The sequence below is a fragment of the Pseudoalteromonas sp. 31A1 genome (assembly GCF_011378815.1).
GTDB classification, from domain to species: domain Bacteria; phylum Pseudomonadota; class Gammaproteobacteria; order Enterobacterales; family Alteromonadaceae; genus Pseudoalteromonas; species Pseudoalteromonas arctica.
Genome location: NZ_WTKY01000004.1, coordinates 57579 through 74647, shown reverse-complemented (window position 1 = coordinate 74647; position 17069 = coordinate 57579). Strand labels below are relative to the sequence as shown.

Sequence of the window (17069 nt, the reverse complement as noted above, 5' to 3'; positions counted from 1 at the left end):
CTCTACGTTTTAATTATTAATACACATACCAAAGCAATAAATAAACACAGCGAAATACATTTCCACACCATAACTGGATCGCGTTTCATTATTGAGCTTTTATTAGCGGTACTTTCTAAATAAGGATTAGGTTTGTTGATATCGTTTATAAACTCAGAAAAAGCTTGGTATCTGAGTTCTGGTTTAGGGGCAAGCGCTTTCATAAGGGCTTGATCTAACCAAAACGGAATATCGGCTCTGTATTTACGAATACTTGTGTAGTGCCAATGGCTGTAATCTTTTGGCGCTACGTGGTTAAGTGGCAATGGTTTGTAAGGCAATTTTGAGCACAATAACTCGTATGCAATAACGCCAAGTGAAAACAAATCACTTTTAAAATCGGCGTGCATAGTAATAAGTGTTTCGGGTGCAGTATAATCGGCAGTACCTTGCGGGCAATCATCCGCAATTTGCTTAACCGACTCGTCCATAGCCGCAACACTTACAGTGCCGTAATCAATGAGCGTTACTTTTCCGTGCGCATCTATCATTACGTTATCGAGTTTTAAATCACGATGTACCATATCGAGTCGCTGAAACGCCCTTAGTGCATGTACTATTTGTTCAATAATACTGCGCACTTGGGTTATTTCTGGGTGCGGCACGTCGTGCTTCCAATCACTAAGTGTTTGTCCGTCCATGTACTCACAAATATGATACAAAAAACGACTCTGCGATTGCGTGCTTAGTACTTTCATCACGTTAAGGTGGTTTATGCGTTGCCCTACCCAGCCTTCTCTTATAAAGCCTTGAAGGTAGTGCACATCATCTTCAAAATTAACCGAAGGTGCTTTTAAAACCACTGGCGGTATATCGGGCGCTTGTTGCACTAAATAAATATGCGAGCGACTACTGGCATGCAATTTACGGATAACCGTGTAGTCATCAATTTTTTGTCCAACATTAAGCGCAGGTGGAATTTTTCGTCGTGTTAGCGAATGATAAAGCTCATCTAACTTTTGCTCGGCAATATTTTCTACTTTTACAAGCAAACAACTTACGTTGTCGTCACTGCCTCGCGCTAATGCAAGTTCGGTAATTGCTTTAGCCGCATTTTCTAAATTAGTGTGCTCCAAATTAACGTGTTCATTAATTAATTTAGCTATATCACTACGTGGGAGCACATCGTGTACGCCATCGCAGGTTAATATATAAATATCGTCTGCTTTTAGGTCAACTTCGTATACATCTATTTCTTGATGAAGTTGTGCGCCAAGTGCACGCGTTAGCGTATCGTTTACTTTGTGATCCCGTGTTATTGCCTCTATTTTATTTCCTCGCAAGCGAGTAATACGCGTATCACCTAAGTGAAATATATAACCCGTTGCCGACTTTAAAATAAGTGCTGTAAAAGTCGTCATCCAATCGGCTTGGCGCTGACCTAAGTGATTGTAATTAACTGATTGCGAATAAAGCCACTGATTTAAACTTGCTAACACCTTCGACACTGACTTTTTAACCGCCCAACTTTCGGGGGTATTTAAATACTCATTTATAAAATGAGTAACCGAAAGTTGAGACGCTTGTTTAGCATTTTTTGCTGATGAACACCCATCGGCTAAGCAGGCAATAACGCCTTTAGACTCTTTTTCTTGCGCTTTGGTATTAAGAGCAGCAAACGCATCTTGGTTTTCTGCTTTTAACCCTTTAGCGCTGTGCCCGCCAAATGAAACGTTGAGTTCATTTTCAAGTGCTTTAGCTTGGTGTGTTTCATCAAACATAGTCAATAATGCCTTAAGTCACTGAAATAAGTTCAACGGTGCCGTCTTCATTTACTTCGGTAATGTGTCCGTCTGGTTCTTTCATAAAAAACAGTGCGCCTAAGCCAAGTAATGCACTACCCGCAATAATGAAAAAGAAGGTTTGATAATCAACAAGTGATAATGCCGTTAAGTACACTACTGCACCAACATTACCGTAAGCACCTGTCATTCCAGCTATTTGCCCAGTTAAACGACGCTTAATTAGTGGTACTGCGGCAAATACAGCGCCTTCACCAGCTTGCACAAAGAACGAACATGCCATAGCTGCAACAACTGCAAGCCATAAAGGCCAAGATGCATCAACCAAGCCCATTACAAAATAACCAACAGCAAGACCCATTGTAAGTACAATAAGGGTAATACGACGACCTAATTTATCTGAAATCCAACCGCCACCAGGGCGAGATGCTAAGTTCATGAATGCGTAAGCAGAGGCTAAAATACCGGCATACACCATATCAAGCGCAAACACATCCATAAAAAACAGCGGCAACATAGAGACAACCGCAAGCTCAGAACCAAAGGTTGTAAAATATAAAATATTTAAAACAGCTACTTGCTTAAACTCATAACGATGCGACTCGGGTACAGGCTCTTTAAAAATATGACCATTTACGTCAAAGGTTTTATACACTTCGTAAATATAAAGCAGAACTAAAAAAGCATACACGGCAAGTACAAAATTAGCCGAAATTAGGTTAGCACCAGTTGGTGAAAGCTTCCAAGTAAGTAATGCTAATGCGCCGTACATAGGAATTTTCATAATAAGCAGTAATACAAAGTCGCCTTTACTGGTTACTTCCATTGCGCCTACTTTTTTAGGTTTAAAGTATGTACCGCCTTTTGGTGTATCGGTTACATTTAGGTACCAAATAATACCAAATATAACGCTTAATACACCGGTTAAACCTACTGCATAACGCCAACCATCTTCGCCACCAAACATTAGTGCAATAATTGGCAATAACATAGCCGCTGCTGCTGATCCAAAATTACCCCAACCGCCATAAATACCTTCCGCTATACCCAACTCATTAGCAGGAAACCATTCACTCACCATACGAATGCCCACAACAAAGCCAGCACCAATAAAGCCTAAAGCAAAGCGCGCTATTGCGGCTTGCTCAAATGTAGTTGCCATAGCAAACATAAAACATGGAATACTACAGCTAATAAGTAGTGCCGCATAAACAATACGGGGACCAAATTTATCGGTTAGCATACCCACCACAACACGCGCTGGAATAGTTAACGCTACATTTAAAATTAGTAATGTTTTAACTTGTGCCATGGTGATCCCAAGTGAACCCGCTATGGCACCTAATAAAGGAGCATGGTTAAACCATACAAAAAATGACACAAAAAAGACCATCCAACTTAGATGCAATACTTTCATTTTTCCGCTAAACGATATTAGGTTAAACCCAGAACTCGGTTGCATGTTTATTTTCCTCGTAAACGTATTATTGTTTTATTAATGCCCCACCCTTTTATATGAGTAGCAGCCCAATGTTTGTTAAATTTAAGTTAACCCGATATAGCAATTACTGAGCCACTAATTAAAAACCATAAATTTCAGATAGTTACATGCAACAGTTGTTTTTATACGTTATAGTTGCACTATATGAGTGAAGGGCTCTGGGTTGTTAGAGTGCAAATAAAAAGCGTTACTACTTGCTCTTGGATTTAACAACTTGGTATTGTTCAAAAAAAGGTTGAGATTTTAAAAATGCAAAAGCCACCATTAACTTACCAGCAGCAACTGCGCTATTCTCGGCACATTATGCTGCCGCAGCTTGATATAGACGGACAAGAGCAGCTATGGCAATCGCATGCTTTAATTATTGGTGTGGGTGGGCTTGGGTGTGCGGTAGGTCAATACTTAGCGGCATCTGGCGTTGGGACGCTTACCTTAGTTGATAACGATGAAATAGACGTGACCAACCTGCAAAGGCAAATACTGTATAAAGAAAGTGATATTGGTAGTTCAAAATGCAGTGCTGCTAAAAAACAGCTTAACGCGCTTAATAGTGAAATAGACATAAACACCATTGAGGAATTTTTTGATACAAGTACCTCTACAGAACAATTATTTAATAACATTGATATAGTGATTGATTGCTCAGATAACCTAGCAACGCGCAATGCACTTAATAGCGCCTGTTTTAAAGCTAAAGTTCCGCTAGTGTCAGGCTCTGCAATACGTATGGAAGGACAAGTCGCGTGTTTTACTATGGATGAAAACAGCCATTGTTATGGCTGTTTATCACAATTTTTTAGTGAACAAACACAAAGCTGCTCTGAATCCGGCGTGCTTTCCCCAATTGTGGGGCTAATAGGCAGTATTCAGGCTACTGAAGCGCTAAAAATGCTTGCTGGTTTGCCAAGTGGTTTAAGCGAGCACTTACTGCTGGTGGATGGCTTAAGCATGGAGTTTAATCGTTTTAAAATAGCTAAAAACAGTCAATGTGCGGTGTGCAGCATTTAGTTATTCTAGATTACTGATTGTTGTATAAAACACATCGCCCACTTTAAAGTCGTTTTTGTCCCACACTCGTCTTGAAGCCAAGCAATACAAAGTTTGCCCATCTACATTAAGCGTTAACTGCCACTTATTATTAATAAGCTCAGCCTGAGTTAATACCGACCTTAAAACATTACTGTGCGTTGTTTGCTCAGGTTTTAACGCACTAAACGACATTTGCTCACTTTCTATAATTAGCTTATTACTGCTATCTACAAGTTCAGGAAGCACAAAAAGCGGCTGCTCACTTTGCTGTAATTGCAATTGATATAGCCCGTAGTTTTCATCAAATTTAACCACATCGTAATTAATTAAGCTCAGCGGTGTTTGCCTATCGTTTGCATAAATAGCTTTTGCAACGTGCGCACTCGCACCTTGGTTTATCACCTTACCTTTATCTAGCTGAATAAGGGTATCGCAGCAAAATAGCAGCTCTTTTAATGAGTGACTTACTATTATAAATTTAATATTAAACTTAACTGCAAACTCGCTAAGTTTAGTGAGCGTTTTAAAACGCAATGACCAATCAAGTGCACTAAAAGGCTCATCAAGCATTATAAATTTTTGACCTGCTAACAGCGTACGCGCAAATACTACACGTTGGCGTTCGCCACCCGATAAGCTTTGTACGTCACGGTTTAGTAAGTCTTGTAATTCAAGTGTTTTAACAACGTATTCTATCGTTAAGCTGGTTTGCTTATTCCCGCAGTGTTTTTGTGTAAACGCTAAATTACCTGCCACATCTAAATGAGGAAACAACGGGCACGATTGCAACTGAAGCGTAATACCGCGTTTATCGCTTGGTAACTCATGCACTGCCTGATTGTTTACATAAACACTTTTTGCAGGCTCTAAACCGCTAATACAACGCAGTAATGTTGACTTACCCGAGCCAGAAGGCCCGTAAACACCCAATACATTAAACGACTCAAGCTCAAGGTTTATATCTAAATCAAAATTATTGAGTGCTTTAAAAAGGCTTAACTTAATCATGTTATTGCTTAACCCCTACAATGCTTTTATTAAACTTAAATAACAGCACTAAACAGGCAAACGAAATAGCCAGTAAAATAAGTGAAAGCTGATGCGCCGCCGTATAATTTAACGATTCAACATGGTCATAAAGCGCAATAGACACCACCTGTGTTTGCCCCTGAATATTGCCGCCAATCATTAATACCAAACCAAACTCACCCAATGTGTGCGCAAAGCCTAAAGCAAATGCGCTACCAATACTGGGTTTTAAAAGCGGAATAATTAAATGCACAAAGCGTTTAAACGGGCTTAACCCAAGCGCAATGGCTGCTTCGTTATAGGTTTGATTAATATGCTTAAACCCAGCCACAAGAGGCTGCATTACAAAAGGCAGCGAATAAAAAAGCGAGCCAATAACCACGCCCTGAAAACTAAACGCAAGCTGAGTACCCGTTAGCCAAAACCAAAACTGCCCAAAAGCGTGATCAGGCGAAAACAAAACAAGTAAGTAAAACCCTAATAACGTAGGCGGCAGCACTAAAGGCATTGCAATTAATGCCTCTAAAAATGGTTTAAATTTACCGTTATAGCCAGCGAGCTTGTAAGCCAGTGGAATACAAAAAACAAGAAGGAGCACTGCGGTTATAAAGGCAAGTTTTATAGTTAACCACAGCGCGGTTAAATCACTTTGAAGCATTGTTGTCCTTTATTCTGTAACCTAATTCAATTAACTGCTGCTGCGTAGCCTGCGTCATTAAAAATTGCATGAGTTGCTTAGCGCTAGCACGCTTTTTAGTCGACTTAATAATAACGCCTTGTTGAATTATATCGGGATATTGATTTGTAGGCAGCACGGTGTAATCTAAATATTTTTGATCTTGCGTGTTACTGTAAGCTGCCTTTAGTGATGAAACAGCCACCAGCCCTATTCCTACATTACCACTTTGCACAAACTGAAATGCATGCGTAATATTATTACCGTACACATAATTTACTGGCTTTTTAAAATGGTTATTCGCGTAGTGCTCTGAGGCACGCCCGTATGGTGAAAAACGCGGATTAGCAATGGCTACTTTATCATTTACTTTTTCAGCTTTGGGTTGCCACAAAGCAAGTTCGCCTAACGCGTAAGTGATTAAGCTACTTTGCTCGGCATAGCCTTCTTTAATAAGTGATTGCGGTCGAAAATCGTCAGCCGATAAAAACACATCAAATGGCGCACCATGCACTATTTGCGAATATAAAACACCGCTAGAAGCGGCTGATATTTTCACGTCAACATTAGGTAATGGGGATTTTTTTAGTAGGGTTTGCAATACAGTTTTAAAATTACTCGCTACGGCTACTTGCAGCGTTTCTTTTGCGTTTACGCCGCACGAAAGCATGCATGCTATAAGCAAAAAATAACCCAACCATGTATTGTAAAGCTTTGACATTATAAGTATTGTTTCAAAATAAAATGATTTAAGTAAGCAATATATATGAACGATGTTTGCAATGCACCCGGTTTATTGCCAATTGAAACTGCAATACAAAATATACTTGGCTCAATAACGCCTGTTAAAGACGTTGAAACCATCACTATAATGCAAAGCGTTGATCGCGTTTTAGCAAGCGATGTTAAATCAACTATAAACGTACCAGCTCATAACAACTCCGCAATGGATGGCTATGCGCTATGTATTTCAGATAAAAGCTTAACCTATACACAAGTAGGTAGCGTGTTTGCAGGGCAAGTTTTTGAAGAAACGCTTACCCCAGGGCAATGCGTAAGAATAATGACCGGCGCCGCCATTGCACCTGGCGCTAATGGCGTTGTAATGCAAGAAAACGCCTCGGTTGATGGCGACAAAATTACATTTACTGCGCAACCTGAACTAAATGAAAACGTGCGTTTTGCTGGCGAAGATATTGCAATTGACGATGTTATTTTAAAAGCAGGCGATAAATTAAAAGCCGTTGATGTGGGGCTACTTGCATCTTTGGGAATTGCCAATATAGACGTGGTAAGAACCCTAAAAATAGCCGTGCTTTCTACAGGCGATGAGCTAATAGAACCTGGTCAGCCTCTTAAGCAAGGCGCTATTTTTGAAAGTAACCGCGCTGTTATTATTAGTGCGCTGCAACAAAAAAATATAGACGTGCTTGATTTAGGAATTATCCCTGATGACAAAGAACTCATCACTAATGCATTTTTAAAAGCGAATGAACTTGCCGATGCTGTAATAAGCTCAGGCGGTGTATCGGTTGGTGAAGCTGACTTTACTAAAGAAGTGCTCAACGAAATTGGCGAAATTCACTTTTGGAAAATAGCCATGAAACCAGGCAAACCTTTTGCCTTTGGTAAACTAGCTAACAGTTACTTTTTTGGCTTGCCAGGTAACCCTGTGTCGGCTGCAGTTACGTTTAATCAGTTAGTAGAGCCGGCACTGCAAAAGCTGTCGGGTCTTGGTGAAGTAAACCCTAAAATGCGTTTTAACGCTGTTACTACATCCGTTATTAAAAAGCGCCCAGGAAGAGCCGACTTTCAACGCGGTACAGCAACAATTAACAAGCAAGGTGACTTGATGGTTGCCCCGTTTAATAAACAGGGCTCGGGTGTACTTTCGTCGCTTAGTAAAGCTAACTGCTTAATTGTAGTGCCAGCACAAAGCGGCAATATCGAAAAAGGCGCAACAGTAAGTATTGAGTTGCTATAAGCCTAAAATGCTACAGCTAACTGTATAATTTAGCTGTAGCGCTATGTAGGTCTTAAAATATTTTTATATTTAATGTTTGAATTAAACAATTTAACTTTTCGCTACGCCCTACAAACTCTTCTTTGCTCAATTTATTAACACACTTTAGCGCATTTTTAGTCGCAAAGTATCTATCATAACTTAGGCTTCTTTCGCATTTAACACTATACGTTGAGGGCCACGAGCCACCAGCACCTGTTGCTACTCCAACAACATTACATGTAGCATCTATATACTGCTCCCATGCTGATATTTGCGCTTTAACTGCATCAACTTGGTAATCATCAGTTAGTTGCGCGTAAATTTCATCCATCATTTTACTGATTTTAGTTTTGTATCTATTACCCTCTAAATTATAAGTATTGCCGGTGTGCATTGCACCGCCTTCTGGCCAACCATCAGCGCTTTGTGCAAATGCGCCAAATGATGAAATAGCAAAAGCAAACCCAATAATAATTTTATTCATTTTAAATCTCTTTAATACCAATCTGCTTATATATGGGGTCTATTTAACGTTAAGAAAATCACGCTAGAACTAGGCAAAAATTTTTGTATCTAGTTGTTCTCGGCAATTGCTCCCTGCATTGCTCTACCTCCTGCATCCATGCAGTCGTAAATAAAAAATTTTTAACGACGTTATAGTGCAATTTAATTCGTTAAATTGATCAAAGATTTATGCAGGTTGGTATAATAGTTAGACCAGATACCTGTAAAAAAACGCCTATAAAAAATGCCGCTAAGCTTAGCGGCATTATATTATTCAATAAGCTTTTAAAGAGGTCTATTTAAAAACCAAATATTTTTAAATCAAAAAACTTAGTCGCCACTGTATTTATAAATATCACAGCTAGAATGACAGGAATAAACGTTGAAAGTGAAAAGTTAACGTACTTTTCCATCAAGCTTCCCGCATAATTAGGCGAACCTAAGCTTAGCTCTTGCGTTAAGCGTGCTTTTTTCCAGCGGTACATTACAAACAAACACACCATTAAGCCATTAAGCGGTAAAATTGTGTCGTAAAATACATCAACAATAATATCAAAAAAGCTCTTATTAACGCCGCCATAACTGGTGAACGAAGTAAGGCTGTCAATCATACCAAACGACATTGTACATAAAATAGTAAGTACACCGGTTGAAAGTGTAAGGATGCCCAATGCTTTTTTACGGCTAATACCTTTACGGTCACTTAGTGTTGCTGTCGGTACTTCTACTATTGAAACAAGTGAAGTAATCGCTGCAAAAAATACTAATAAGAAGAATGAGAACGCAACAATAGACGCACCTACATAGCCAATATCATTTTGCAGTGCTAATAATATTTTAGGTAGGTATACAAAAATCATTGATACAGACGAGTCAGAAAGTGCTGATGGGTCTGTGTTTGGATCAAAGCTAAATATAGCGGGCAACACCATTAGGCCCGCTACAAACGCAACGAGTGAGTCCGTAATAGCGACCATTTTAGCGCTACTTACAATGTCATCTTTTTTAGAAATGTATGACGCGTAAGTCATTAATATACCCATACCCAGCGATAGCGAGAAAAACGCTTGGCTTAATGCGCCATTAAGTACACTTGCACTCATCTTAGAAAAATCAGGAATAATGTAGTATTTAACACCGGCCATTGCATTATCAAGCGTTAATACATAAGTAACTAAGGCAAGTAGCATGAAAAGTAAGGCTGGCATTAAAAATTTAGCGGCTTTTTCTATGCCTTGTTTAACACCACCTAACAAAATTAAGTTAACAATAATAACCACAACGGCCATATAGCCAAACACAGTGTAACTATTAATAAAAACACCAAAGTGGCCAGGATCTGCAAGTAAATCTAAATTACCGAGGCCTGTTTGCGTTAAGTAACCAAAAATCCAAACTGTAATTACCATATAAAACACAGCAATCATAAATGGTGTAAGCACCGCTAAAAAACCTGCTAGCTTCCATTTTTTATCGTTATTAGATAATAGCTTGTACGAACCAAGTGGATCTTTTTGAGCGTTACGACCCATTGCCATTTCAGCCATCATGACTGGTAAACAAATGAACACGACAAATAAAGCGTAAATTAATAAGAATGCGCCACCACCATTTTTGGTAGCAGAAACCGGAAAACCAACTAAATTACCAATACCAACAGCCGAACCTGCCGCTGCCATTATGAATCCGAGACGGGAACTAAATCGTTCTCTATTTTCGCTCATGCATAAAACCTTTTTATTATTTTGTATATTTCAGCGACTCTACCAGTGTTACACAGATATTTTCAAGCAATTACAGCTTAAAAATAAAATCGAAGTGTAAACCTGTGTAAATACGCTTTTAATTCACCAATTTTCAACGCTGTGGTAGTATTGCGTTAATCAAATTTAACAATTTTTATGAGATTCCTTATGTTGTACATGATTCACTCAACAGACGTTGAAAACAGCTTAGAGCTTAGAAAAGCAGCACGCCCGGCACATTTAGCACGCCTTAGTGAGCTTGATTCACAAAACCGTTTATTAACTGCGGGTCCGTTTCCGGCAGTCGATAGTGAAGATCCTCAAGAAGCAGGTTTTACCGGTTCATTAGTTGTTGCTGAGTTTGAATCAATAGAAGCAGCTCGAGAGTGGGCAGCAGCTGACCCTTACGTTGCCGCTGGCATCTATGAAAATACAATTGTTAAACCTTTCAAAAAAGTGTTCCCTGCTTAAAAGTGCATTAAACCCTAAGAGCGTGTGTTGCACTGTAATTCAGGGTTTGTTCACAAGATTTTAATTAAAATTACTGAGATAAAAGCGAATTTAGCGTTTTTACTTGAATTTTAGTAACTTAGTTAATTAAACTAAGTGGGTCTGGTCTAGGAGTTTTCCATTATGCGCGTATTATTAAGCCTCGGTTTTATTGCTTGTGTTAGCTTAGCTAACTTTGCTCAAGCAGCGACGGCCACCCAAGCATCTCATGCTGAGGTGGACAAAAAGAAAGCCGTAATACTTGCAAAGAAAACAATAGGCGGTAAGACCTTAAAAATTACCGAAAAAACAGATTTTTATACCGTACGAATACTTAAATCTGACGGCCACGTCGTTGATTTACATATAAATAAAAAAACCGGCGAAGTGAAAAAGGATTAACAAATGCGAATTTTAGTTATTGAAGACGATTTACATTTAGCAGATAACCTACGTAATGCTTTAGAAAAAGAACGTTACAGCGTGGATTTATGTCACGATGGTGAAGCAGGTCTTTTCCACATTACAGAATACCCGCTTGATATGGCCGTAGTTGATTTAGGTTTACCTAAAATAGACGGTATTGAGCTAATCAATAAAGCACGAGCACAAGGCATTACTATCCCTATTTTAATCTTAACAGCGCGCGATCGCTGGCAGGATAAAGTAGAAGGTTTAGATGCTGGTGCAGATGACTACCTTACTAAACCATTTCATGTTGAAGAACTTATTGCACGTTGTAATGCATTAATTCGTCGCAGTGCTGGTAAAGCAAATCCAGAAATGACTGCGGGTCCAATTAAAATTCATACACGTTCACAACAAGTATGGGTTGATGATAAAGAACTTAGCCTTACAGCTTACGAATATAAAGTACTTGAATACTTAATGGTAAATCCGCAAAAAGTAATTTCTAAATCAGAACTTACTGAGCATATTTACGACCAAGATTTCGATCTTGATTCAAACGTAATTGAGGTATTTGTACTACGTTTGCGTAAAAAGCTTGATCCAGAAGGCGTACTAAACCCAGTAGAGACACTACGTGGGCGTGGTTACAGGCTTAAAAGCCAGTGGTAATACCGCAAATATCGTTAAAAATAAGGCAAGGATTTATCCTTGTCTTTGTTTTATTAGTCGCACTCCCTATCTTATTTTATTCAATTGGCAAAGCGTATTACGCTTCACTTGTTGATGCGACAGAAAAAACCCTCGAGGCACAGCTCTACTCGCTAATATCTGAAGTCGACTTTACTGAGCATGGTATTATTATGCCCAGCACTATTTTAGCGCCTGAGTTAAACAGATTAAATTCAGACACCTACGCAATGATTTACCGCGATGATGACCCTGTTTGGAACTCAGAATCGGCTGTAAATTTAAACTATGTACCAGAGCAAATAGAGACCAAAGCCGGTGCCGCCGACTTCAGGCGTGTGGAGTATAATAATACCGCGTACTGGCAACTTAGCCTGACTGTAATTTTAAACAACATAGATCAATCAGAACAAGCTCGCTTTATATTAGTCAAACGTAACGACGCTCTACTTCGTATAATGGATGGCTTTAAGCAAACCCTAGTAGATTGGATGTTTATCATGGGGATTGCAATTGCAGGCCTAATGGCGATTGGTTTCATTTGGAGCGCTCGCCCACTCCAACGACTCGATAAAGAAATAAAAGCGATTGAATCGGGTGATATTCAAGAAATTAAAGGCCTCTACCCTGTAGAGCTGCAAACAATAAAAGCAGACCTAAACTTGCTACTTGAGTCGCAACAGCGCCAAAAAGAGCGCTACAGAGCCTCATTAAGCGACCTTGCTCATGCACTTAAAACACCGCTTGCAGTACTAAAATCAAGTCCATTGGCAAACGATGCCGATGCACAAGAACAACTCGACCGAATTAATGTGATGATCGAGCACCAATTAAAGCGTGCTGCAACCGGTGCATCAGACACGTGGAAAAAGCAAACACCTATTAAGCCTGTACTCGATTCAATACTCAGTGCTATGGCAAAAGTATACCGTGATAAAGATATTATTTTTACCTGCTTTGTCACCGAAAAAGATTACTTTTTAGGTGACCAAACAGATTTAATGGAATTACTCGGTAACTTGATTGATAACGCCTGTAAAGCGTGTCGCTCGCAAGTAGAAATACAAGTAATCCAAAGTAAAACTCTGTGTATTGGAATTAGCGATGATGGCCCTGGTGTGCCAGAGGATAAACGTGAATCTTTACTTACACGTGGTACTCGCCTCGATACATACGAAAGCGGACACGGCGTAGGCATGGCGATTGTATCTGATTTAGTTAAGTCGTATAACGGGACGCTTACCATTACCGATGCTGATAACTTAGCCGGCGCTCAATTTATCTTAGAGTTTAATTACAATGACAAAAAGTAACTATTTATTAAAACTAACTGCCATTGTGCTATTAACTACAAGCCAGTACAGCTTTGCAGATGAAGCATGTACTTTAGCCGCTAAAGCAACAACCGATGAAGCTAAGCGGTATATTCAATGCCTAGATAGCCAGATTGATAAAGCAAAGCAAGCACAAGGCAGTTGGATACAAAAGCGCAAATATGAGCTAACTAAATCACAAGAAAGCACAGGCAATACGCAAGTATTGCCGTTGTTTATGCGCAGCATTAAAAATAACGAAAAGTACCTTGAGAGTGCCTGCCAATGGCGTTACTTAATAAAACTTCCTAATGCGACAACAGCAGCCATTAGCTATAAACTCTGTGAAATTGAGCTTATAAATCAATTTACAGAATCACTAAAACACCCATTTTAACGTAACTTAAAGCACACTAAACTAGTTACGTTTATCTACTCGTTCCCTTTAGCCTACTTGACAATTTATTCATATCAAAACAAACTACCTACTAGTAGATTGCTAAATAGCTAATAGGTAAACAAATGACTAAACCAGTAATAATTATAGGTGGCGGACTGGCCGGCTTATACAGTGCGTATAAATTACAACTGCTTAATATTGAGTACTTATTACTGGAAGCCAAATCGCAATTAGGCGGCCGAATTTTTGCTGCGCAATCACCAATAAATAACGATGTTAGTTTTGATTTGGGTCCTACGTGGATATTTCCCCACCAACCAAAAATTCAAGCTTTAGTAAAGTCACTCCGCTTAAGTATATTTGAGCAATACAACAAAGGTGATGTGTTATATCAAGCGCCTAATTCCAAGCAACCTCAACAAATTGCAGGTGCTGGAGATATGCAACTATTTAGACTCAAACACGGCATGAATACTTTAATAACAGCCTTATACGAGCAACTTAATCCTGATTCAGTGTTATTAGAACACAATGTCACTGAGCTTAAAGAAGGTGATAATAACTGGCAAATTACGGTTAATCACTTAGGTAACATAAAGCAATTTACTACTGAAAAACTAATTTCAGCAATTCCTGCTCGTATGGTTACAACACACTTAACACCTGAACTATGGGCTACTCCAACGCTCATAAACCGCCTTAGTAGTGTACCTACATGGATGGCAGGACAAGCCAAATTTATAGCTACTTTTGAACATGCATTTTGGCGTGATAAAAACTTATCAGGACAATGCTTTAGTCGCGTAGGCCCTATGGTCGAAATTCACGATGCCAGTGCTGAAGATGGCAATTACGCCGCATTATTTGGCTTTATAGGTGTGCCCTACTTATCACGAAACCAAGTAACTAAAGAGCAATTAATTCAAGCCTGTGCCCAGCAGCTTAGCTACTTTTATGGTAAAGATGCTGAAAAGGCAACGGGGTATTTTATTAAAGACTGGGCAGACGATAAGTTTGTAGCTAATAGAGACGATCAAACTCAGCCTTCGCAGCACCCAGAATTTGATTTTTCAAGCTTAGATGAGCAATTAAATAACTTGAACATTCATTTTGTAGCGAGTGAGTTTGCAAAACAAGAAGCTGGATATTTAGAAGGCGCAATAAACGCGGTGGATGACGCTATTAAATTGTTTGTTAATTAATAGCCCTGTATTTACTGATAACTTAACCATCAAGGGCTTTAATTTTACAGCCCTTGATGGTTATAAATGTTAGTTATTTTTAGCAACGTCTTCGCCACTGCCTAGTAGAGTGGCAACCCACTTACCTTCAGCACTGGCTTCTAAGCCTATTTTTACAATCATAGTTAATGGCACAGATAAAAGCATACCCACAGTACCTAATAACCAGCCCCAAAATATTAATGATAAAAATACCACTAATGTTGAAAGGCCTAGCCCTTTGCCCAAAAACTTAGGCTCTACAATATTGCCCATTACCGTATTTATTGTTAAATAACCTGCAGCAACCAATCCCGCAATTAACGGACCTTGAGTAATAAGCGCAAGTAATACAGCCGGTACAGCCGCAATAATTGACCCAATATTAGGAATGTAATTGAACATAAATGCCAATACCCCCCACAACACAAAGTAGTCAACGTCTAAAATCCATAAGTAAAACGCAGCAATAATACCCGTACCTAAACTTACTAGCGTTTTAATTGCCAGATATGAATTAATAGACTCTAAAAAGCGGTCAATTTGCTTCATTTTGCTATCGGGATCTTCAAGTGCCATGTGTATTTTTTTGCTCAGCATTGGCCCTTCAAACAACATAAAAACAACGGTTAAAATAATTAAAAACATGTTTGCCATTACGCCACCTAAACCGGTGAGCATATTAGTGGCTACATCAACCATTTTACCTGGGTCGAACATATTGATTAACTGTTCTTTATTAATCAGTATGTTGTATTGAGATGCTAAATCTACAAGCCATACAAATTCTTCTTTGAGTTGTGTTTTATACTCAGGAAGTTGCTGCGAAAAATCGTTTATTGATTGCCCTACAAGCCCGCCAAGGCTTACACCTAAGCCAACTATAATAAGCACTACCAACATAACAGCAATGCCTTTAGGAATTCGGTAGCGCGCAAAAAACTTGATAAGCGGATTACAAATAATGGCAATAAACGCCGCCAAAATAAACGGAATAATAATTACACTTGCCGCTTTTATCCCCGCGAGTACGACCACTAAGGAAGCAAAAACTATTAAGCTTTTATTTACTCCAGTTAAACTTGCCAATTTATTAATCCTTTTATTAATGATATGGCTTTAGTGTAAGGCAAAAGGTAATTAAATGAAATAATTACGAAGTGATCATAAAAGCCTGTTTTACGTATAAATTTGCAAAGCTGTTTGCTAGCGAGTATGTTTTTTAATCACTTGCTACTATTTTATTGTAAGGATTAATAATGCATATATTTGTTACTGGCGCGACGGGGTTAATTGGTAAGCACTTATGCCCTTTTTTACTTCATCATAATACTGTTACTGTGCTTAGCCGAAATCCAACTAAAGCAAACGTATTATTGGGCCATAAAGTTAAAGCCGTAAGCAATGTCAATGCAGTAGATTTTAACACTGTTGATATTGTTATTAATTTAGCTGGCGAACCTATTGTAAATAAACGCTGGAGCGACAAACAAAAACAAATAATACGCGACAGCCGTATTGGTGTTACACAACAAATTAGTGAAGCTATTAAAGCTTGTAGCACTGCCCCGCATACTTATATATCTGGAAGCGCCGTTGGGTTTTATGGTCGACAAAATAGTAACCCTATTGATGAAACTTTTGAAAACCCACACGACGAATTTAGCCACCAGCTTTGTAAAGACTGGGAAAATGCAGCGCTACTCGCGCAATCAGAACACACCAGAGTGTGCCTTTTGCGCACGGGTATTGTTTTAGCTAAAAAAGGTGGAGCATTAAGTAAAATGCTCCCTGCCTTTAAATTGTGTTTAGGCGGCCCAATTGGTAATGGCGAGCAAGGAATGTCGTGGATACACATCGACGATATGATTCAGCTAATACTCTTCATTATTAAGCATCCAGAAATATCTGGCCCTGTTAACGCAACTGCGCCAAATCCTGTAAGCAATGCTCAATTTGGTAAAAGCTTAGGCGAGGCGTTATCGCGACCTGCATTTATCACTATGCCCACTGCAGTACTTAAACTATTAATGGGTGAAATGTCAGACTTACTAACAACGGGACAATTTGTAGTCCCTAAAAAGGCACTCGTTTATAATTATCGTTTTCATCATCCTGATATTAAATCAGCTTTAGAGAGTTTGGTTTAGCGGGCGTTAATAATTCTTGAGGTAAAATATAAAAATTGAAAAAGCAATCCTTTTAACTGAATTGACCTTTTCTTATTAATACATAATAATTACAACAGTTAGTTAAATATATATTTCATCATTTTATAA

General features: G+C 38.9%; 17 protein-coding genes. 9 read left to right on the top strand and 8 right to left on the bottom strand.

The window, feature by feature from the left end:
- Positions 1-2: 2 nt before the first annotated feature.
- On the bottom strand, positions 3-1760 hold the full coding sequence (locus tag GQR52_RS05755) for a bifunctional protein-serine/threonine kinase/phosphatase (RefSeq protein ID WP_165727757.1): 1758 nt from the start codon (positions 1758-1760) through the stop codon (positions 3-5).
- Between the two features lie 13 nt (positions 1761-1773).
- Positions 1774-3243 (bottom strand): NarK family nitrate/nitrite MFS transporter, encoded by a 1470-nt coding sequence (locus GQR52_RS05750; RefSeq protein ID WP_165727755.1) that lies wholly within the window; start codon positions 3241-3243, stop codon positions 1774-1776.
- Between the two features lie 288 nt (positions 3244-3531).
- Between GQR52_RS05750 and moeB the strand changes: the two genes are divergently transcribed.
- The gene (moeB, locus tag GQR52_RS05745; RefSeq protein WP_165727753.1) at positions 3532-4290 is read left to right on the top strand and encodes a molybdopterin-synthase adenylyltransferase MoeB; all 759 of its coding nucleotides are present in this window, start codon (positions 3532-3534) and stop codon (positions 4288-4290) included.
- On the opposite strand, the gene GQR52_RS05740 is transcribed toward moeB, so the two are convergent.
- Genes GQR52_RS05740 through modA form a run of 3 tightly spaced genes read right to left on the bottom strand, consistent with a single transcriptional unit; the run spans position 4291 to position 6737 of the window.
- On the bottom strand, positions 4291-5319 hold the full coding sequence (locus GQR52_RS05740) for an ATP-binding cassette domain-containing protein (protein WP_165727750.1): 1029 nt from the start codon (positions 5317-5319) through the stop codon (positions 4291-4293).
- 1 nt (position 5320) lies between these two features.
- A complete protein-coding gene (modB, locus tag GQR52_RS05735; protein WP_002959821.1) occupies positions 5321-5998 on the bottom strand; it encodes a molybdate ABC transporter permease subunit in 678 nt (225 codons plus the stop codon).
- The gene (gene modA / locus GQR52_RS05730) at positions 5985-6737 is read right to left on the bottom strand and encodes a molybdate ABC transporter substrate-binding protein (RefSeq protein WP_197118787.1); all 753 of its coding nucleotides are present in this window, start codon (positions 6735-6737) and stop codon (positions 5985-5987) included. Before modA ends, modB begins: the two co-directional genes overlap by 14 nt.
- 45 nt (positions 6738-6782) lie before the next feature.
- On the opposite strand from modA, the gene glp reads away from it, so the two are divergent.
- Positions 6783-8000, top strand: a complete 1218-nt coding sequence (gene glp, locus GQR52_RS05725) for a gephyrin-like molybdotransferase Glp (RefSeq protein WP_165727748.1) — start codon at positions 6783-6785, stop codon at positions 7998-8000.
- A gap of 52 nt (positions 8001-8052) precedes the next feature.
- Here the strand turns inward: glp and GQR52_RS05720 are convergent, their stop codons facing one another.
- Positions 8053-8505 carry a DUF1311 domain-containing protein gene (locus tag GQR52_RS05720; protein WP_165727747.1) on the bottom strand — a complete coding sequence of 151 codons (453 nt, stop codon included), beginning with the start codon at positions 8503-8505 and terminating at the stop codon, positions 8053-8055.
- A gap of 319 nt (positions 8506-8824) precedes the next feature.
- Positions 8825-10249 carry a sodium-dependent transporter gene (locus GQR52_RS05715; protein ID WP_010552537.1) on the bottom strand — a complete coding sequence of 475 codons (1425 nt, stop codon included), beginning with the start codon at positions 10247-10249 and terminating at the stop codon, positions 8825-8827.
- Positions 10250-10438: 189 nt separating this feature from the next.
- Here GQR52_RS05715 and GQR52_RS05710 point away from each other — a divergent pair, with 189 nt between their 5' ends.
- The 6 genes from GQR52_RS05710 (at position 10439) to GQR52_RS05685 (ending at position 14772) form a co-directional block, all read left to right on the top strand.
- A complete protein-coding gene (locus GQR52_RS05710) occupies positions 10439-10741 on the top strand; it encodes a YciI family protein (protein WP_010552536.1) in 303 nt (100 codons plus the stop codon).
- A 162-nt stretch (positions 10742-10903) separates the two neighbouring features.
- Entirely contained in the window at positions 10904-11161 is a 258-nt protein-coding gene (locus GQR52_RS05705; protein WP_002959808.1) for a PepSY domain-containing protein, read from the top strand.
- A 3-nt stretch (positions 11162-11164) separates the two neighbouring features.
- Positions 11165-11839 carry a response regulator transcription factor gene (locus GQR52_RS05700; RefSeq protein WP_007375447.1) on the top strand — a complete coding sequence of 225 codons (675 nt, stop codon included), beginning with the start codon at positions 11165-11167 and terminating at the stop codon, positions 11837-11839.
- Complete coding sequence (locus tag GQR52_RS05695) at positions 11833-13170, top strand: ATP-binding protein (RefSeq protein ID WP_165727745.1); 1338 nt, start codon at positions 11833-11835, stop codon at positions 13168-13170. The genes GQR52_RS05700 and GQR52_RS05695 overlap by 7 nt, the downstream gene beginning before the upstream one ends.
- On the top strand, positions 13157-13567 hold the full coding sequence (locus GQR52_RS05690; protein ID WP_007585278.1) for a hypothetical protein: 411 nt from the start codon (positions 13157-13159) through the stop codon (positions 13565-13567). The genes GQR52_RS05695 and GQR52_RS05690 overlap by 14 nt, the downstream gene beginning before the upstream one ends.
- Positions 13568-13692: 125 nt before the next feature.
- Positions 13693-14772: an FAD-dependent oxidoreductase gene (locus GQR52_RS05685; protein WP_165727744.1), complete on the top strand. Its 1080-nt coding sequence runs from the start codon at positions 13693-13695 to the stop codon at positions 14770-14772.
- Positions 14773-14841: 69 nt separating this feature from the next.
- Here the strand turns inward: GQR52_RS05685 and GQR52_RS05680 are convergent, their stop codons facing one another.
- Positions 14842-15879 (bottom strand): AI-2E family transporter, encoded by a 1038-nt coding sequence (locus GQR52_RS05680; protein ID WP_007585280.1) that lies wholly within the window; start codon positions 15877-15879, stop codon positions 14842-14844.
- A gap of 170 nt (positions 15880-16049) precedes the next feature.
- Here GQR52_RS05680 and GQR52_RS05675 point away from each other — a divergent pair, with 170 nt between their 5' ends.
- Complete coding sequence (locus GQR52_RS05675; protein ID WP_165727742.1) at positions 16050-16940, top strand: TIGR01777 family oxidoreductase; 891 nt, start codon at positions 16050-16052, stop codon at positions 16938-16940.
- Positions 16941-17069 lie beyond the last annotated feature (129 nt).